The following is an 18153-nucleotide window of genomic DNA, read 5'->3' on the forward strand; positions in this document are numbered from 1 at the left end:
TACGCGGCGGTCGACCTCGGTGCCTCCAGCGGCCGGGTCATGGTCGGCCGGGTCGGCCCGGACACCCTCCGCCTCACGGAGGCCCACCGCTTCCCGAACCGCCCGGTGCGCCTGCCGTCCGGGCTGCACTGGGACGTGCTCGGGCTGTACGCCGGTGTCCTCGACGGCCTGCGCGCGGCGGGACGTCTGGCCCGGCTCGACTCGGTCGGCATCGACTCCTGGGCCGTGGACCACGGCCTGCTGGACGCCGACGGCGCCCTCCTCGCCAACCCCGTGCACTATCGGGACACCCGCACCGAGGGCGTCCCCGAGCGGGTGTGGGAGAGGCTCCCGCCGCCGGAGCTGTACGCCCGCACGGGGCTCCAGCACGCCCCGTTCAACACGCTCTACCAGCTCGTCGCGGCCCGGCACAGCGCACAACTCCGTGCCGCGAAGCAGGTGTTGCTGATCCCGGACCTGTTCACGTACTGGCTGACCGGGACACGCGGCACCGAGCTGACCAACGCCTCCACGACCCAGTTGATCGACCCCCGTACCCGGAGCTGGTCGCGGGAGGTGGCGGACCGGACCGGTGTCGACCTCGGTCTCTTCGCGCCGCTGCGGCTGCCGGGCACCCCGGCCGGGTCGCTGCTGCCCGCCGTGCTGGAGGAGACGGCGCTGACCGGTCCGGTGCCCGTGACCACGGTCGCCTCGCACGACACGGCGTCCGCCGTCGTCGCGGTCCCGGCCGCCGCCGGGGAACGCTTCGCGTACATCTGCACCGGCACCTGGTCGCTGGCGGGGCTGGAACTCGACTCCCCCGTGCTGACCGAGGCGAGCAGGCGGGCCAACTTCACCAATGAACTCGGCCTCGACTCCACGGTCCGCTATCTGCGCAACATCATGGGCCTGTGGCTCCTCCAGGAGTGCCTGCGCGCCTGGGGTGAGCCGGACGCGGGTCCGCTCCTGGGCGCGGCGGCGGCAGCGGAGCCGCTCCGGTCGGTCGTGGACGCGGGCGACCCGGCGTTCCTGGCCCCCGGCCGGATGCCGGACCGTATCGCCGCCGCCTGCCGGGCCACCGGACAGCCGGTGCCCGAGGGCCGGGCGGCGATTGTCCGCTGCGTCCTGGACTCCCTCGCCCTGGCCCACCACCGGGCCGTCGAGGACGCCCAGCGGCTGTCCGGACGTTCGGTGGACGTCGTACGGATCGTCGGCGGGGGCGCGCGCAACGCGCTGCTCTGCCGGCTCACCGCCGACGCCTGCGGGCTCCCCGTCGTCGCGGGCCCGGCCGAGGCGTCGGCCCTGGGCAACGTGCTCGTCCAGGCCCGCGCGCACGGCGGCACCGGGGAGTCTCTGGCCGGGCTGCGCGCCCGGGTGGCCCGCACCCAGCCGCTGAGCCGGTACGAGCCCGGGGGCACCACGCGTGCCTGGCGGGCGGCCGGTCAGCGGCTGGGCCTCGGTCAGACTCCGGTGGCGGTCACGGCCGAGGAGTAGACCAGCACGACCCGGTGGTTGTACTGGATCGTGTACATCTTCTTGGCGCCGGTGACGACCTTCCCGGAGGAGAAGTAGTCGTCGGTGTTGACCGGCGGCCGGGTGGCGACGTACGCCTGGCCGGGGGGGACGGTGTAGTAGCTGAGCGCCGCCTGGGTGGAGGGGGACAGCCCGGCCGGATACTCGGACGGGTCCGGGTAGCTGGAGCCGTAGACCGCGACCGGGGTGGTGCCGGCGGCGGATACCAGGATGACGTCGTGGGCGGGCGTGGTGTTGGCGCCGGCCGGGTTGTAGAACCAGACCTTGGTGCCGCTGTACCAGATCGCCGTCCAGTCGCCGTCGGTGCCGGCCACCACGAACTGCTGGCCCGCCTGCGCGGTGGAGCCCCAGTCGCTGATCCGGTCGGTGCCCGCGGCGCCCTTGTGGATGGCCTGGTCACCGAAGAGCGGGGCGGTGGCGTCGGGCGCGGTGCGCAGGTAGACGAAGTTCGCGGCCTGCTGCTCACGGACGCAGGAGGGGGTGGCGCCGGTGGGGTCGTCGCCGGGGCAGATCTGCACGGTCTGCTGGTTGCCGGCGAAGCCGGGGGCGATCGTCACGGCCGAGCCGACCGGGCCGACGCCGTGCTCCCCGGTCACCGGGGCGCCGAGCAGGCTCATGAAGTGCTCCCAGTCCCAGGCGGTCCCCGGGTCCCAGTGCATGCCGGAGATCAGGCTGGAGCTGGGGCCCGCCACATCGTCGTGGCCGATGACGTGCTGACGGTCCAGGGGTATGCCGAAGCGGTCGGCGAGGTAGCGCACCAGGGACGCCGTGTCCTGGTACTGCGCCTCGGTGTACCAGGTTGCGCCGTGCGCGGCGTAGCCCTCGTGCTCGATGCCGATGGAGTGCAGGTTCGTCGAGTAGTTGCCCGCGTGGTAGGCGACGTCCTTGGTCGGCACCATCTGGGTCACCGCGCCGTCCGAGGACCGCATCACATAGTGCGCGGAGCTGCCGCCCGGGTTCTGGAACGTCGAGATGGCGGACTGGTACGACGACTCGGTGTCGTGGATGACGATCGTGTCGATCCGGATGCCGTTGGCGGGCCGGTTGGAGACCTGGCCGTTGGACGCGGCCGCCGGGACGAACGTGCAGCTGACGTCGGACGGGCACTCGGTGGCGGCCGTGGCGTTACCGGCCGACTGCCCCTTGACCGGGCGGACGTCGCTGTCGGCGGCCACCGACACGCGCTGCCCGTCGGAGGTGGTGCGGGCGGCGCCGGTGCGGAGCGTGGTGAAGACGCGGTCGGCGAAGGAGGCGGCGGTCCGCTTCTGCGGGGAGCCGCTGTAGCGGGCGACCGCGCCGTACCACCGGCCGGGGTCCGCCGACAGGCCGCCTCGCACCGACTTCTGGTAGGAGGCGAGCAGCGCCGCGCCGCCCGCGATGTTGGCGGCGGGGTCCGTACGCAGCTCGGCCGGGGTGAGCCCGGTGAGCTTCGCGGCGGCGCGCAGGGTGTGCAGCGCGGGGTCCTTCGCCAGGTCGGCGAGGTCGGACCGGCCGACGGCTCCGGCCGGGCCGGAGGCCAGCATCGCGGGGGTGACGTCGGTGAGGTGCATCGGGCCGTAGCCGCCGCTGGTGCTCACCCGGCCGCCGTGCGCGTCCCACGCCGACTCCTGGTACGAGACGGCGAGCAACACCTGTGCGGGGACGTGGTACTTGGCGGCCGCCACCGCGAAGGCGTGCTGGCGCGCGCCGGGCCCGGACGGCGCGGGCGCGGCGGCCTGCGCGGTGGCGGGCACCAGCCCGGTCAGGGCTCCCGCCGTGAGCGCGCCCGCGGCGGCCAGACCGAGCAGCCGATGCCGTACGGCCGGCTTGTGGGCCGCGTTCTCCGTGGTTCTTCCACTCTTCATTTGTTTCCGCACTCCATGGCTACCAGGAAAGGATAAAAAGGCATTCGTCATCGCATTGCCGCCCTTCATTCCGAGCGTCAATTCCCTTGCACATCAGTGGCGTTCGAACCGTATGGCCGTTGCACTCAGTTGCGCAACCAACCCCCGGAGGGCATACCTGCCTCACCCGATCACCAGGCGCTCGCGGCACGGACCGGCCGGTCGGGCTAGGTTTTTCCCATGGCTCCACCCCCACCACAGACGCCCGCGTCCTCGCCCGCCGCCCCGCCGGACACCGGCCAGGACGGGCTGATCAGGGTGCGTGGTGCCGACGAACACAATCTGCGGCATGTCGATGTGGACGTACCCCGTGACCAGGTCGTGGCGTTCACCGGAGTGTCGGGGTCCGGCAAATCGTCGCTCGCGTTCGCCACCATCTACGCCGAGGCCCAGCAGCGGTACCTGGAATCCGTCGCGCCGTACGCCAGGCGGCTGATCGACCAGGGCGCGGCCCCCCGGGTCGGCTCGATCACCGGTCTGCCGCCGGCCGTGGCGCTGCGCCAGCAGCACAGCGGGGGCAGCACCCGCTCGACGGTGGGCACCGTCAGCCGGGTCTCCAACGTGCTGCGCATGCTGTACTCGCGCGCCGGCACCTACCCGGCGGGGCGGACCCCGGAGGACCTCGCCGGAACGTTCCCGCGCGACGCCGCGCCGCTGGACTCGGACAGCTTCTCGCCGAACACCGCGGTGGGCGCCTGCCCGACCTGCTCCGGTCTGGGGCGGCTGCACAGCGTCGACGAGAGCAAGCTCGTGGGCGACGACTCCCTGAGCATCCGCGAGGGCGCCATCGCGGCCTGGCCGGGGGCCTGGCAGGGCAAGAACTACCGGGACATCCTCGCCGAGCTGGGCATCGACATCGACGTCCCCTTCCGCGAACTGCCCGCCGCCCGGCGCGAGTGGCTGCTGACCACCGACGAGCAGCCGACGGTCACCGTGCACCCGGTCCGGGACGCGCACCGGGTGCAGCGCTCGTACCAGGGCACATACATGAGCCCCCGCAGGTGGGTGATGCACACATTCGCCACCTCCAAGGCGGCGCATCTGCGGGCCAAGGCCGCCTCGTTCATGGCCGAGGAGATCTGTCCGACCTGCCACGGCAAGCGGCTGAACCCGGAGGCGCTGGCGGTGACCATCGCCGGGCAGGACATCTCGGTCGCCACCTCGATGCCGCTGAGCCAGCTGGCGGCCTTCCTGGAGTCGGCCCGCGACCACCCCGACACCCTGGCCCTGCCGGCCGAGCGCAGGCAGGCGGCGCACGCCCTGATCGGCGGCCTGCGGGACCAGCTCCGTACGCTGACCGACCTGGGCCTCGGCTACCTCGCCACCGGGCGCGCGACCTCCACCCTGTCCAGCGGCGAGCTGCAACGGCTGCACATGGCCACCCAGCTCCGCAGCGGCCTGTTCGGCGTCCTGTACGTGCTGGACGAGCCCTCGGCCGGGCTGCACGCGGCCGACACGGAACTGCTGCTCACCGCGCTGCGCAGGCTCCGGGGCGCCGGGAACAGCGTCTTCGTGGTGGAGCACAACGCGCAGGTGCTCGCCTCGGCCGACTGGATCGTGGACATGGGTCCGGGCGCCGGGCGGCACGGCGGCGAGGTCCTCTACAACGGGCCCACCGAGGGGCTGGGCGGGGCACCGGAGTCGGTGACCGCCCGGTACCTCCCGCTGGACGCGCCCACCGTGCCGGGCCCCGAGGAGCCGCGCCGGCCGGAGGGATGGCTGCGCCTGGAGGGGGTCACCGGCCACAATCTCCGTGACCTGGACGCGAGTTTCCCGCTCGGCACGCTCACCGCGGTCACCGGCGTCTCCGGGTCGGGCAAGTCGACCCTGGTCCGGCGCGCCCTCGCGGAGACGGTCCGCGACCATCTGCACGCCGACGAGACCGCCGAGGACATCGCCCGCAACCCCGTCCCGGTGGAGACCGCCGACGAGGAGGAGGCCGGGGTGCCGGCGTGGGACCTGGCGGAGGACCGGGTAACAGTAGCTTCCAGTACGGGACTTGAGCACATCAACCGTCTGGTGGTGGTGGACCAGAAGCCCATCGGACGCACCCCGCGCTCGAACCTCGCCACCTACACCGGCCTCTTCGACAGCGTCCGCAAACTGTTCGCCGCCCAGCCGACCGCGCGCGAACTCGGGTACACGGCAAGCCGGTTCTCGTTCAACGTGACCCAGGGCCGCTGCCCGCACTGCCTGGGCGACGGAGTCGTCAGCATCGAACTCCTCTTCCTGCCCACGGAGACCTCCCCCTGCCCGGTCTGCGAGGGCGCCCGCTACAACCCCGGCACGCTGATGGTGCGTTACCGCGACAGCACCATCGCCGACGTGCTGGCGATGAGCGTGGAGGAGGCGCACGAGTTCCTCGCCGACGTACAGCCCGCCGCCCGTATCCTCAAGCTGCTCTCCGACATCGGGCTCGGTTATCTGACGCTGGGTCAGAGTGCCACCACCCTGTCCGGCGGCGAGGCCCAGCGCATCAAGCTGGTGAGCGAGTTGCACCGGGCACCGCGCGGCCACAGCCTCTACCTGCTGGACGAGCCGACCACCGGACTGCACCCGGCCGACGTGGACCTGCTGATCGGGCAGTTGCAGCGCCTGGTGGACGCCGGGAACACGGTCGTCGTGGTGGAGCACGACCTGCGCACGGTCGCCGCCGCCGACTGGGTCATGGACCTCGGTCCGGGTGCCGGGGACGACGGGGGCCGCATCGTCGCCGAGGGTCGCCCGGAGGACGTGGCCCGAGCCGGCGGCACCCCGACGGCCGACCATCTGGCGCGCCGCCTGTCAGCCCGCTGACCTGCGAGGCTGCCATCTGTCCATATTTGTCGGCATATTCGATGATTGTCGGTAGCATGGATACGGTCGTAGTCGCGCGAGTGCCACAGCGTGCCCGTGGGGCTGCCAGCCGAGGGGTGCGGGCAGGACGCTCCCCGACACGGAAGGTGAGCGATCATGACGGGCAAGATGGACGCATCAGAGGCCGCGCGCATCATGGCGGACCCGAATGCCACGCCGGAAGAGCGCTCGGTAGCAGCCAGCGCCCTGTCGGACACCGAACGCGGCCACCACACGAGCAAGCGCGTCGGCTCCGAAGCGGGCCAGCTCCTGGACGACAAGAACATCTCCGAGGACGACCGGTCCGTGGCCGGCAGCGACCTCGAGCAGGACCGCAGGCGCAAGGGCCACTGAGCCCCTCCGGCCGGAACGCGCGCCAGAACGCGTGAGATGGACGCCGCCCGTCACGCGGCGTCCATCTCGTCGTGCGGACCGGGGAGTTGCGCGCCACCCCCACCGGCCGCCGCCTCCGCGGTGACCGCGAGGCCGGCGAACCAGGTCGCACCAAGATCATAAACGGACCCGGAGTCGGGCGGGAAACCGGCAACTACGCTCCTCCGCAGCCCTGTTCAGGCCGAGAGCTCCCAGGCGTACGGCGGTTCGGCGCCGCAGCGGGAGCAGGTCAGGGCCGCCGCACGGGCGGCGAAACCGAGCACGTCGCGCCAGATCTCCGCGTCCAGCCCCGCGACCGCCGCGTGGCTCAGCGCGCCGACCTCGCGCAGCCGGTGCAGCAGCGCCGCGTTCACCGTGTCGCCCGCCCCGATGGTGTCGGCCACCGTGACCGGCGTACCCGGCACGCTCACCCGGCCCGCGCCCCGGCTCCACACGCTCAGTCCGTCACCGCCCCGGGTCAGGACGATCGCCGCGGGGCCGCGCTCCAGCCACGCCGACAGGTGAACGTCGAGATCCTCACCGGACCCGGTGCCCGCCAGCCATGCCGCGTCCTCCACCGACAGCTTCAGCAGGGCCACGTGCGGCAGCCAGGACAGGAACCGCTCCCGGTAGGCGCCGGCGTCCGCGATCAGCCCGGCCCGGATGTTGGGGTCGAGCGCGGTGAACACCCCGCGCGCCGACTCCCGCTTCAGCAGCGCCTCGTACGCGCTCGCGCCGGGCTCCAGCACCAGCGAGCAGGTGCCGACGGAGAGGGCGGTGACCCCGTCCGGCAGCGCGGGCGGGAGGGCGAACAGCCGGTCGGCGGTGCCCTCGGTGTAGAAGCCGTAGCCCGCCGAACCGTCGCTGCCCACGTCGGCGACGGCCAGCGTGGTGGGCTCGGGGCCCCGCTGGACCAGCGCCGTGTCGACACCGGCGTCCGCCAGCCCCGACAGCAGGGCGGCGCCGAAGGCGTCGGTGGACACGCGCGAGCAGAACGCCGTCGGGGAGCCGAGGCGGCCCAGCGCGACGGCCGCGTTGTACGGCCCGCCGCCGCGCTGCGGGAGGAGCGGCGGCAGGGCGGGCGCCGGGTCGGAGCTGACGGGGGCGGGCACGAGGTCGATGAGTGCCTCGCCGGCGACGACGATCACAGGGCTGTTCCTTTCGGTGCGCCGTGGTGCGGCGGGGCGAAGTGGACGGGGTGAACGGGTGGGCGGGGTCGGCGGGATGGCCGTCAGCCGGGGAGGCCGGCGGCGCCCGGCGGGCAGCCGCAGGAGGTGCGGTGGACGAGGGTGCAGGGCAGCCGGACGGTCCGCGTGGGGCGGCCGGGCGTGTCCAGGCGCTCCAGGAGCAGGCGCAGCGCCAGTCCGCCGAGGTCACGGCTGGGCTGGCGTACGGCCGTGAGGCTGGGCGAGAAGAGGTCGGCCCACTCGAAGTCGTCGAAGCTGACGAGCGCGACGTCCTCCGGGATGCGCAGTTCCGCGTCGCGGAGGGCCTGGAGCGCGCCGATGGTCATCGCGTTGTTCGCCGCGATCACGGCGGTGGGGCGGCCGGGCGAGGCCAGCAGGCGCTCGGTGGCGTGGCGGGCGCCCTCGGAGGCGGAGTGGCCGTGGGCGAGCAGGGCGGGGTCGAAGGGCAGACCGGCCGCGTCGAGTCCCTGCCGGTACCCGTCGACGCGTTCGGTGGTGGTGCTCAGTCCGGCGAGTCCGGCCACCAGGGCGATCCGGCGGTGCCCGAGCGCGGCGAGGTGTCCGACCAGCTCGCGTACGGGGGCGACGCCGTCGGCGCAGACCTGGTCGTACGCGGGTTCCTCGGCCTCGTCGACGAGGCGGTCCAGGAAGACCGCGGGGATGTCGGCGCGGTCCAGGTAGGCGAGGAGTGCGGAGGGTTCGGCGGAGGGGGCGATGATCACGCCGTCCACCCGGCGCTCGTGGAGCATGCGGACGACGCTCAGCTCGTGCCCGGGGTCGTCGTGCGGGTCGGCGATGAGGAGGCCGTAGCCGGTGGCGAGGGCCTCGGCCTCGACTCCCTGGAGGATCTCGGTGAAGTACGGGTTGCTGATCGCCGAGACGGCGAGGCCCACCGAGTGGGTGCGGGAGGTCACCAGGGACCGGGCCAGGGTGTTGTGGATGTAGCCCAGCTCGTCGATGGCGCGCAGCACCGCGTCCCGGGTCGCGGGGCGGACCGGGCGTGTGGCGTTGAGCACGTGGGAGACCGTGGCCACCGAGACACCCGCGTGCCGTGCCACGTCCGCCATCGTCCGCATCGGTTCTCCTTCGTGTGCCCCGTGCCGCGTGTCCGCCCGCCCGCGCCGGAGCCGGCCGGGGCCGAGCGGACCGGGGTGGGTCGGCTCGTCCGTCCATGAGATGCCAATGACCTATCAAAAGTCACACGTAAGCGTTTGCGCAAACGCTTACGCGCGGATTAGGTTTCCCGGCGTCTTCGGACTTCCGTCCGCACACTGTCGTGAGGAGGCGCCATGCGCGCTGTCGTGGTCACCCAGCCGGGAAGCGCCGAGCTGGCCGTCATACCCGATCCGAGTCCCGGTCCCTCGGAGGTGGTCGTCCAGGTCAGCTCGTGCGGCCTGTGCGGGACGGACATGCACATCCTGGGCGGCGAGCTGCCGTCCGTGCCCTACCCGCTGATCCCCGGCCACGAGCTGACGGGTGTCGTGGTGGAGGCCGGCAAGGACGTGCTGTTCCCGGCCGTCGGCCAGCGCGTCGCCGTCGACCCCAACACCCCGTGCGGCGCCTGCCACTACTGCCGGATCGGGCGCGGCAACCTCTGCGAGCACTACACGGCGGTCGGCGTGACCCGCAACGGTGGTTTCGCAGAGTACGTGGCCGTCCCCGCCGCCCGCTGCCACGTCCTGCCCGAGGGCCTGTCCGAGGCGGCGGCCGGACTGGTCGAGCCGCTCTCCTGCGCCGTGCACGGCCTGAGCCGGCTGCCCCGCCGCCCCGGTGAGCACTACCTCGTCTACGGCGCCGGGACCATGGGCCTGATGATGGCGGCCCTGGTCGGCAACGCGGGCGCCGCCTCCGTCTCCGTCGTCGACCCCAACGTCCGCCGCCTGGAGCTGGCCCGGCGCATGGGCGCCGACGCCACGGCCGCGAACGCCGACGAGCTGGGCCGGGAGCACGGCTTCGAGGTCGTCATCGACGCCACCGGTGTGATCGCGGCCATCGAGGACGGTCTCGGCCGGGTCCGCAAGGGCGGCACCTTCCTCCAGTTCGGCGTCGCCGACCCCTCCCGGCGGGCCACCTTCTCGCCGTACATGGTCTACAACCGCGAGATCGACATCATCGGCTCCATGGCGGTGCACAACGGGTTCCAGCCCGCCGTCGAGATCCTCGCCGGCGGTCTGGACCTCGACCCGCTGGTCAGCGACGTGCTGCCGCTGGAGAACTTCGACGACGCCGTCACCCTCTTCCGCGCGGGCGCCGGACAGAAGATCCACCTGGCCCCGCAGGCGGACGACCCGCGCACGACGGCGGTCCGGTCGGCGGCGGCCACGGTCGCGGACGCGGCGTCTTGAGCGGCCCGCCCAAGGCGGCGCCGCAGCGGCGCCCACGGCTGCGCAACGCCCTGATCTGGGTGTTCGGCGCCCTCGGCGGCATCCTGTGGGGGTACGACACGGGGGTGATCTCCGGTGCGATGCTGTTCATCCGCCGGGACATCGCGCTGTCGCCTCTGCTGGAGGGCCTGGTCGTCTCGGGCCTGCTGGTGGGCGCGATGGCGGGCGCCGGGCTGGCCGGAAAGCTCTCCGACGCCTGGGGCAGGCGCCGCCTGATCCTGGGCGCCGCGCTCGTCTTCATCGTCGGCACGGTCGGCGCGGCCCTCTCCTCCGAGGCGTCGCTGCTCATCGGGGCGCGGGTGCTGATCGGCGTGGGCGTCGGCATCGCCTCGGTCGTGGTGCCGCTCTACCTGACCGAGCTGGCGCCGGTGGAGGTGCGCGGCGGACTCGCGTCCCTGATGCAGCTCCTGGTGACCGTGGGCATCTTCCTGGCCTACCTCACCGACTACGCCCTGGCCCCGGCGCACGCCTGGCGCTGGATGATCGGGCTCGGTGTGCTTCCGGCGGCGGTCCTCGCCCTCGGCATCCTCACCCAGCCGGAGAGCCCGCGCTGGCTGGTCGGACGGGGCCGCCGGGACGACGCACGCGCGGTGCTGACGCGGCTGCGCGGGGACGGCGAGGCGGCGCGCACCGAGCTGCTGGACATCGAGCGGACGCTGGAGGAGGAGCGGGCGGAGACGCGGCGGCTGACGCTGCGCGACCTGCTCTCCCCCAGGCTGCGGCCGATGCTGGTCGTCGGTCTGCTGCTGGTGTTCTTCCAGAACTTCGGCGGCATCAACACGATCATCTACTACGCCCCGACGCTGCTGACCAGCATCGGCTTCGGCGACAACGGCGCGATCCTCGCCAACGTCGGCATCGGCGTCGTCAACATGCTGATGACCCTCCCGGCGATGCGCCTGATCGACCGCCGGGGCCGCCGGCCGCTGCTGCTGTGGGGCTCGGCCGGGATGTGCGCCGGCATGGTCGTCCTGGCCGCCGTGAACCTCACCCCGCTCGGCCACGGCTCGCTGCTCGCCCCGCTGACGCTCTTCGGTGTCGCGCTGTATGTGGCCGCGTTCGCCATGTCGTGGGGGCCGGTGCAGTGGGTGATGCTGCCGGAGCTGTTCCCGACCCGCATCCGCGCGGGCGCGGTGGGCGTGTGCGTGGTGTTCAACTGGCTGTTCAACATGGCCGTGGCGCTGGTCTTCCCGTCCCTCCTGCACGCGTGGGGCGCGGGCGCCAACTTCGTGATCTTCGCCGTGACCACCCTGGCCTCCGGCGTCTTCGTCAAGAAGCTGCTGCCGGAGACGCGGGGGCGGACGCTGGAGCAGATCGAACGGGACCTGCTGCGTCGCGGCGACGAGGCCCCGGAGCCGGCCCCCTCGACGGTGTCGGTCGGCTGAACGGGTCCGGGGCCCCGGCATCGCGCCAGGGCCCCCGGAATCCGGCTACTCGAAGAACTTCAGCCCCCACCCGGTGTCCGAGGTGGGTCCGGGCACATTGGCGCGCCGGTATGTGGTGTCGCCCCACCACGCGAACGACCCGGTGTACCAGTACCGGTTGTCCCAGGAGTACGGCGTGCCCTTGGCCACCGCGTGGAACATCAGCGGGAAGCGCGGCCCGGCCGGCGGGCTGGTGGCGATGTCCCCATTGAGCAGGACGAAGGTGTGGTGCCCGGGGCCATTGACGTACAGCGTGGGGTCCCAGCCGGCCATCATGGTCGAGCGGTTGGAGCCGAAGAGGCAGCCGTTGGACTTGTACCAGTCCCACACGTACGTCGGATCGCCGCCGGCTCGCAGCCGCAGGTCCGCCAGGCAGTACTGGTCGCTCCAGCTGCCGTTCGCCGAGTAGACGATGTGGAGCTGGCCACCCGGGTCCCGGATCGCCTCGGGTGCCTCGTTGATGTACGGGTTGCCGACCACCCGCTCCCAGCTCTCCCGTGGCTGGGAGATGACGTTTCGCGCTCCGGTCGGCGTGGTGGGGCTGCTCATCCGGGCGATGTAGAGGTTCTGCTCGACGTTGGTGTCCCCCGCCCAGCCCGACCAGACGAACCAGCGCTGCCCGCTGAACGTGAACATGGTGCCGTCGATGGCCCACTTGTCGTCCGGGAGCGCGAGCCGGGTCTCGCCGCCGTAGCCGCTGTCGGGGCTGGCGGAGCTGATGACGAACATCCGGTGTGCGGAGCCCCGTCCTGCGGTGAAGTAGATGTAGTAGCGCCCGCCGTCCGTGGTCAGTTCCGGCGCCCACACCTCCCCGCGCCCCTGGGTGTCCGACCACACCTGCCGGGCGGACGCGGAGGCGAGTCCGGCGGTCGAGGACGCCTGCCGTACGGCGATCCCGCCGCCGGTGGACTGCGCCGAGATGTAGGTGGAGCCGACCCGGATGACGCTCGGGTCGGCCGCCCGCAGCGATGTCTGCTCGGCCATGGCCGGCCCGGCGGAGGCGAACGACAGCAGCGCGGCGAAGAGGCCCGACACCGTGAGCACAAGGACAGCTCGGAAGCTGCGAAATGATGTCATGCGGGTCTTTTACATCGATGCAAGGACACTGCCCAGCCCTCTTGCGGACCCAAGTCCTCCGCCGTTCCCCCGGAATACGAAATCCGGGAGGCGCCGTGTGGGCGCCTCCCGGATGACCAAGTCGGCGGCGAGGAAAGCGAAGGAACTCGTTTCAGGAAAGGAAGTTGAGAAGGAAGCCCCTTCATGGCCTCGCCGCGGGCAACGCTAGCACTCAGGCCGGGATCAGGTCGCGCAGATTTTCGGGGGTGATGACACGCGAGTCCGGGTGCAGCCCCTCGGGCCGCACCAGGCCGATGTACGTCACCGGCTCGTCCGGCACCGTCTCGCCGTCCCACTGCTCCACGGGCGCGGTGCCGTCGGCCATCAGGCCGGTCAGGTACCGCACCGTCAGCTGCTCCCGCTCCACGAGCGCGCGCACCACCATGGACACGGACGCCTGGTTCTCCTCGACCCGGTTGGCATCCGTGATGCCCGTCAGGTAGAGGTGCAGCCACTTCGCCTGCCACCGGCCGTGATCCCCGCGCCGGAACACCAGCGGCAGCGCCACCCGGCCCGCCCCGCGCAGCTCCGACTTCATCCGCACGCTGCGCGGCTCGAACGGCCGGCCCTTCTGCTCACCGTCGCGCAGCATGAACCCGAAGAACGACTCCTCGGTCTCCTCGAAGCCCTCGCCCGCATAGATGTTGACCTGCGGGACGATGAACGAGCCGCGCACCCGGCCCAGGGTCAGCTCGATGAACTCCGAGGCGCCGTCGGGGGCTTCGGTGATGTCGCCGGAGTGCCGGCCGCCGACGCCCCTGAGAGCCGTGTAGGAGAGCCAGGAGTCGGTGCTGTAGTCGGCGCGCAGCAGCAGCGCCGACAGGTCGTAGTCGGTCCGGCGCTCCGTCTCCTTCCAGTACACGAAGAAACGGAGCCGCTCGCCGTCGACCTCCGAGACCGACCCGCGCGGCAGCACGCCCAGCCCGGCCGCGGTGGCCCGGCCACTGAGCGGGAGCGCCACGTCGAGGACGGCGGGGTCGAGCAGCAGCCGGCCCGGCGCCGGGAGCCGGCGGCGTATCTCGGCGTCCAGGGCGGCGATCAGCCGGTCGCGGTCGCCCGCCGGTACGGGCGGGCGGGCGTCGGGGGTCACCCAGGCGCGGCCCCGGCGGTTGACGAAGATCCGCGAACGGCCGCTCTCCCGCGCCCTGTTGTGCAGGTGCTCGCGCACCGAGAGCACGACCCGGCCGGAGACGTCGGGAGCCACCCGAACCGCGGCGGCGATCACCGCGTCCCGCTCCTCCTGGCCGGCGGCGCCGCGCAGCAGGAGGTCCAGGGCGCGGAACAGCCTGCCGGGCGCGGACTCGAGCAGCTTCACCGCGCCGAGGACGTCGGACGCGGTGAGCAGTTCCTCGATCCGGCTGTCGAAGGACCGCGCCTCCTTCTCGCCCCGGGCGACCGCGAACACGTCGGCGGCGTGCGGCCAGCGCGGGTACTCGTGCGGGTGGAGGCGCTCACCGAGCCGCTTGAAGGGCTCCCGGTGCGTGTGCACGTCGGCGAGCTTCGCGGGATTCGCCGCGATCACGGCGTCGAGACCTGCGAGCAGCCCTCGGCGCAGCGGCCGGGGCACCGACCGGAACCGGGTCGGTTCCTGCAGCGTCACGTCACCGCCGGAGAGTACGCAGGCCAGCCGCAGCACATCGGTGACGGTGTCGAGCAGGAGGTCCGCCCCGACGCCGAGCCGCGCCTCGTTGATGACGGCCCGGTTCTCCCGTACCGGAATCCGCTCCGGCTGAGGATCGAGCGCGCAGCGCTGGGCGAGGGTCCTGAGGTCGCGCAGGTCGTCCTCGTTCAGCGGGGTGGTGCTGCCGGCGAGGGCGAGGTAGAGGGCGCCGAGTTCGGTGTCCAGGTCGCGGCCGAGGTGCAGGACGGTGATCCGGTCGCCCGCCGAGGCGATCAGTTCGTCCTGGGCCGCGAGCATCTCCTCGTACGTGTGCTGGTACCGGCCGTAGGCGGGCAGGCTCAGCAGGTCCACGGCCCCGCGCGTCAACTGGGCCAGCACCTTCCCGCGTGACGCCTTGTCACCGAGCGCCTCGGTCACGCATCGCGTCCAGAACTCTTCGGTGGCCGGCACGTTGGCGGGGAAGTCGATGAAGTAGGAGTTGTGCCGGACATGGTCGCCCGCCATCTCGCGCACCACGGGCAGCGTCCGCCTGGCGGTGTGCACGACCGCGGCCTCGGACAGTCCCGACAGCCGCTCCAGCAGCTCGGCCGAGAGCTTGAAGCCCACGGAGGCCAGCACGGCGTCGAACTGCCGCGCGACGACCGTGCCTGCACCGGCCGAGCCCTCGGGGGCGGGAAGCCGGTGTGTGTGCCGGATGACCAGCGATTCGAAAATCTGCGCCATTCCGGGATGATCGCAGAGGCGGACACACCGCCGCACGGGAGTTTTGCCGGGTGTCGCACCGGCGGCGCCGGTCCGCCGTGCGGCCGTCAGCGGGTGCGTTCGTAGTGGCGTCGCGCCTTCTCGCGGTTGCCGCAGGCGGCCATCGAGCACCAGCGGGCCCGGTTGGCACGGCTGCGATCGAGCAGGAACAGCCGGCACTCGCTGTTGGCGCACGGCCGCAGGCGGCCGGGCATGCGCTCCTCGGTGTCCGCCCAGGCGAGTACGGTCTCGACGGCCAGCCGGGCGTGCGGGGCGGTCCTGAGCGTCCACCGAAGGCCCTCCCGGCCGACCTCCGGAACCTGCTGGACGCCGTCGAGCAGCGGCTTCAACGCCTCGGGCGAGCGCACTCCGCCGACGATGTCCCGCAGGACGTCCCGCGCCTCCCGGAGCAGCTCCAGTTCCGCGAGGCTGCCGTCGCCGCCGTGTTCCCGTGCCCAGCTCCGGCCTTCGGCCGAGTCGGCGAGGGCGTCCTGTTCGCGGCCGTCGACCAGCGGCCTGCTGTTGAGCAGGTCCAGCAGCGTGTTCATCGAGCATCCTCCCTCTAACCATACCGGAGCGCTTGACAGGTTAGCTCACGCGTGCTTGCCTGGCCAGAAGCTAACCGGATACTGCACACGAAGGGGTTAGACATGAACTCGGTGCACCACCGGACCGCCACCGTCGACGGCCACGAGATCTTCTACCGCGAGGCCGGACCGGCCGACGCTCCCACGATCGTCCTGCTGCACGGCTATCCGACCAGCTCGTTCATGTTCCGCGAGCTCATCCCGCTGCTGGCCGACGACTACCACGTCATCGCGCCGGACCACCTCGGCTTCGGCCTCTCCGACGCCCCCGACGCAGCGGACTTCACCTACACCTTCGACGCCCTCGCCGAGATCACCTCCCGGCTGCTCGACCAGCTCGGCGTGGACCGCTACGCCCTCTACGTCCAGGACTACGGCGCCCCCATCGGCTGGCGCCTCGCCCTCAAGCACCCCGAGCGGATCTCCGCCGTCGTCACGCAGAACGGCAACGGTTACGAGGACGGTTTCGTCGAGTCGTTCTGGACCGACGTATGGGCGTACGGGGCGAACCCGGGCCCCGACACCGAACCCGCCGTACGCGCCGCGCTCAGCCGCGACGCCATCCGCTGGCAGTACCTGCACGGCGTGCCCGACCCGAGCGTGGTCAGCCCGGACACCTGGGAGCACGACGTCGCCCTGGTCTCCCGCGAGGGCAACGACGAGGTCCAGCTCGCCCTCTTCCGCGACTACGCCAGCAACCGCCCGCTCTACCCGGCGCTGCACGACTTCCTGCGCAGCAGCGAGGTGCCGGTGCTCGCCGTGTGGGGCCGCAACGACGAGATCTTCGGCCCGGCCGGCGCCCTGGCCTTCACCCGGGACGCCCAGGACGCCGAGGTGCACCTGATCGACGGCGGCCACTTCCTGCTGGAGAGCCACCTCGATGTCGTCGCGGGGTATCTGCGCGGCTTCCTCGGCCGGGTACTGGGCTGAGGCCGTGGGTCTGTGTGCGGCCGCCATATGGGGGCCGCACGCACACTCCCGCCCCGAACTATGTAGCCCCACCACATGTGCCCCTGACCTGCCCCTTCCTACGGTGTGCCGACACCACCCGTCCCCACCGCACACAAGGAAGTGGCGCACATGGCAGCCGACCACACCGCTCCCCCGCCCCCGGCGAAGCTCCCCCGCATCGTCGCCGCCAGCCTCATCGGCACCACCATCGAGTGGTACGACTTCTTCCTGTACGGGTCGGCGGCGGCCCTGGTGTTCAACAAGCTGTTCTTCCCGGACTCCGACCCGTTGGTGGGGACGCTGCTGGCGTTCGTGACCTATGCGGCCGGGTTCGCGGCGCGACCGCTCGGGGCGCTGGTGTTCGGGCACTTCGGGGACCGGCTGGGGCGCAAGAGGCTGCTGGTGCTGAGCCTGCTGCTGATGGGCGGGGCGACCTTCTGCATCGGCCTGCTGCCGACCCACGCCACCATCGGCACCGCCGCGCCGGTGCTGCTCACCGCGCTGCGCCTGGTGCAGGGTTTCGCTCTGGGCGGCGAGTGGGGTGGCGCCGTCCTGCTGGTGTCCGAACACGGGGACGCGCGCAGGCGCGGCTTCTGGGCCTCGTGGCCGCAGACCGGCGCGCCCGCGGGGCAGTTGCTCGCCACGGGTGTGCTGTCCCTGCTCACCGCCACCCTCTCGGACGACGCGTTCACCGCCTGGGGCTGGCGCGTCCCCTTCCTGCTCTCCGGTGTGCTGGTGGTCGTGGGGCTGTGGATACGCCTCTCCGTCGACGAATCGCCCGTCTTCAAGCAGGCGTTGGCCCGCGCCGAGGCACGGCAGGGCGAGGCGGCGGAGAAGCTGCCGCTGGTGTCCGTGCTGCGCCACCAGTGGCGCGAGGTGCTCGTCGCCATGGGCGCCCGCCTGGCGGAGAACATCAGCTACTACGTCATCACCGCCTTCATCCTCGTCTACGCCACCACCTCCGCCGACGTCTCCAAGCAGACCGCGCTCAACGCCGTACTCATCGGTTCCGCCGTCCACTTCGCGGTGATACCCGCCTGGGGCGCGCTCTCGGACCGCGTCGGACGGCGGCCGGTGTACCTGTTCGGCGCGGCCGGCGTGGGCCTGTGGATCTTCCCGTTCTTCGCGCTGGTGGACGCGGGTACCTTCGGGCGGCTGGTGCTTGCCGTTGTCGTCGGCCTGATCCTCCACGGCGCCATGTACGCGCCCCAGGCAGCCTTCTTCGCGGAGATGTTCGCCACCCGCGTCCGCTACTCCGGCGCCTCCATCGGCGCCCAGTTCTCCTCCGTGGCCGCCGGTGCGCCCGCCCCGCTGATCGCCACGGCGCTGCTCGCGGAGTACGACAGCGCGACCCCGATCGCCCTGTACGTCATCGGCGCCGTCCTGCTCACCCTGGTCGCCGTGGGCGTGGCCGTCGAGACCCGCGACCGGGACCTCGCCGACGTCACGGCCGACGGCGCCTCCCCGTCCGCCCCGGTGGACACGGCGGACCCGGTGGCGAAGACCCCGGCCCCCTGACCGGCGTCGGCCGGCACCCCCG

The 18153-nt window shown here is 72.4% G+C and carries 13 protein-coding genes; 7 read left to right on the top strand and 6 right to left on the bottom strand.

All coding sequences use genetic code 11. The features are described 5' to 3' along the window. Positions 1–39 precede the first annotated feature (39 nt). Positions 40–1473, top strand: a complete 1434-nt coding sequence (locus D0Z67_RS02025; RefSeq protein ID WP_051887588.1) for a rhamnulokinase — start codon at positions 40–42, stop codon at positions 1471–1473. Here the strand turns inward: D0Z67_RS02025 and D0Z67_RS02030 are convergent. Next, the gene (locus D0Z67_RS02030) at positions 1440–3356 is read right to left on the bottom strand and encodes an N-acetylmuramoyl-L-alanine amidase (protein ID WP_078873160.1); all 1917 of its coding nucleotides are present in this window, start codon (positions 3354–3356) and stop codon (positions 1440–1442) included. The two genes, D0Z67_RS02025 and D0Z67_RS02030, sit on opposite strands and share 34 nt — an antisense overlap. A gap of 219 nt (positions 3357–3575) precedes the next feature. Between D0Z67_RS02030 and D0Z67_RS02035 the strand changes: the two genes are divergently transcribed. After that, on the top strand, positions 3576–6191 hold the full coding sequence (locus D0Z67_RS02035) for an excinuclease ABC subunit UvrA (protein WP_031180397.1): 2616 nt from the start codon (positions 3576–3578) through the stop codon (positions 6189–6191). Between the two features lie 156 nt (positions 6192–6347). After that, a complete protein-coding gene (locus D0Z67_RS02040) occupies positions 6348–6584 on the top strand; it encodes a hypothetical protein (RefSeq protein ID WP_031180396.1) in 237 nt (78 codons plus the stop codon). Positions 6585–6799: 215 nt separating this feature from the next. Here D0Z67_RS02040 and D0Z67_RS02045 read toward each other — a convergent pair whose 3' ends face one another. After that, complete coding sequence (locus D0Z67_RS02045; protein ID WP_031180395.1) at positions 6800–7750, bottom strand: carbohydrate kinase family protein; 951 nt, start codon at positions 7748–7750, stop codon at positions 6800–6802. Positions 7751–7833: 83 nt separating this feature from the next. Then, a complete protein-coding gene (locus tag D0Z67_RS02050) occupies positions 7834–8865 on the bottom strand; it encodes a LacI family DNA-binding transcriptional regulator (RefSeq protein ID WP_031180394.1) in 1032 nt (343 codons plus the stop codon). 213 nt (positions 8866–9078) lie between these two features. Here D0Z67_RS02050 and D0Z67_RS02055 point away from each other — a divergent pair, with 213 nt between their 5' ends. Together D0Z67_RS02055 and D0Z67_RS02060 are read left to right on the top strand one after the other, a co-directional pair. After that, positions 9079–10134, top strand: a complete 1056-nt coding sequence (locus D0Z67_RS02055; protein ID WP_031180393.1) for a zinc-dependent alcohol dehydrogenase family protein — start codon at positions 9079–9081, stop codon at positions 10132–10134. Next, positions 10131–11558: a sugar porter family MFS transporter gene (locus D0Z67_RS02060; RefSeq protein ID WP_051887539.1), complete on the top strand. Its 1428-nt coding sequence runs from the start codon at positions 10131–10133 to the stop codon at positions 11556–11558. The genes D0Z67_RS02055 and D0Z67_RS02060 overlap by 4 nt, the downstream gene beginning before the upstream one ends. A 45-nt stretch (positions 11559–11603) precedes the next feature. Here the strand turns inward: D0Z67_RS02060 and D0Z67_RS02065 are convergent, their stop codons facing one another. From D0Z67_RS02065 to D0Z67_RS02075, 3 genes are all read right to left on the bottom strand, one after another. After that, entirely contained in the window at positions 11604–12674 is a 1071-nt protein-coding gene (locus D0Z67_RS02065) for a glycoside hydrolase family 43 protein (RefSeq protein WP_051887538.1), read from the bottom strand. A 211-nt stretch (positions 12675–12885) separates the two neighbouring features. After that, on the bottom strand, positions 12886–15057 hold the full coding sequence (locus D0Z67_RS02070; protein WP_031180390.1) for a TerD family protein: 2172 nt from the start codon (positions 15055–15057) through the stop codon (positions 12886–12888). Positions 15058–15143: 86 nt separating this feature from the next. Beyond that, the gene (locus D0Z67_RS02075; RefSeq protein ID WP_031180389.1) at positions 15144–15623 is read right to left on the bottom strand and encodes a CGNR zinc finger domain-containing protein; all 480 of its coding nucleotides are present in this window, start codon (positions 15621–15623) and stop codon (positions 15144–15146) included. Between the two features lie 102 nt (positions 15624–15725). Here D0Z67_RS02075 and D0Z67_RS02080 point away from each other — a divergent pair, with 102 nt between their 5' ends. Together D0Z67_RS02080 and D0Z67_RS02085 are read left to right on the top strand one after the other, a co-directional pair. Beyond that, positions 15726–16592: an alpha/beta fold hydrolase gene (locus D0Z67_RS02080; protein WP_031180388.1), complete on the top strand. Its 867-nt coding sequence runs from the start codon at positions 15726–15728 to the stop codon at positions 16590–16592. 150 nt (positions 16593–16742) lie between these two features. After that, positions 16743–18131 carry an MFS transporter gene (locus tag D0Z67_RS02085; protein ID WP_037774634.1) on the top strand — a complete coding sequence of 463 codons (1389 nt, stop codon included), beginning with the start codon at positions 16743–16745 and terminating at the stop codon, positions 18129–18131. Positions 18132–18153: the final 22 nt, after the last annotated feature.

It is taken from the genome of Streptomyces seoulensis (assembly GCF_004328625.1).
Lineage (GTDB): Bacteria > Actinomycetota > Actinomycetes > Streptomycetales > Streptomycetaceae > Streptomyces > Streptomyces seoulensis.

What these genes read in the sequence shown, in the direction of transcription:
- D0Z67_RS02085 (WP_037774634.1), top strand. Translation starts at nt 16,743, where the DNA reads ATGGCAGCCGACCACACCGCTCCCCCGCCCCCGGCGAAGCTCCCCCGC.
- D0Z67_RS02080 (WP_031180388.1), top strand. Translation starts at nt 15,726, where the DNA reads ATGAACTCGGTGCACCACCGGACCGCCACCGTCGACGGCCACGAGATC.
- D0Z67_RS02040 (WP_031180396.1), top strand. Translation starts at nt 6,348, where the DNA reads ATGACGGGCAAGATGGACGCATCAGAGGCCGCGCGCATCATGGCGGAC.
- D0Z67_RS02065 (WP_051887538.1), bottom strand. Translation starts at nt 12,674, where the DNA reads ATGACATCATTTCGCAGCTTCCGAGCTGTCCTTGTGCTCACGGTGTCG.
- D0Z67_RS02050 (WP_031180394.1), bottom strand. Translation starts at nt 8,865, where the DNA reads ATGCGGACGATGGCGGACGTGGCACGGCACGCGGGTGTCTCGGTGGCC.
- D0Z67_RS02035 (WP_031180397.1), top strand. Translation starts at nt 3,576, where the DNA reads ATGGCTCCACCCCCACCACAGACGCCCGCGTCCTCGCCCGCCGCCCCG.
- D0Z67_RS02025 (WP_051887588.1), top strand. Translation starts at nt 40, where the DNA reads ATGGTCGGCCGGGTCGGCCCGGACACCCTCCGCCTCACGGAGGCCCAC.
- D0Z67_RS02070 (WP_031180390.1), bottom strand. Translation starts at nt 15,057, where the DNA reads ATGGCGCAGATTTTCGAATCGCTGGTCATCCGGCACACACACCGGCTT.
- D0Z67_RS02055 (WP_031180393.1), top strand. Translation starts at nt 9,079, where the DNA reads ATGCGCGCTGTCGTGGTCACCCAGCCGGGAAGCGCCGAGCTGGCCGTC.
- D0Z67_RS02075 (WP_031180389.1), bottom strand. Translation starts at nt 15,623, where the DNA reads ATGAACACGCTGCTGGACCTGCTCAACAGCAGGCCGCTGGTCGACGGC.
- D0Z67_RS02030 (WP_078873160.1), bottom strand. Translation starts at nt 3,356, where the DNA reads ATGAAGAGTGGAAGAACCACGGAGAACGCGGCCCACAAGCCGGCCGTA.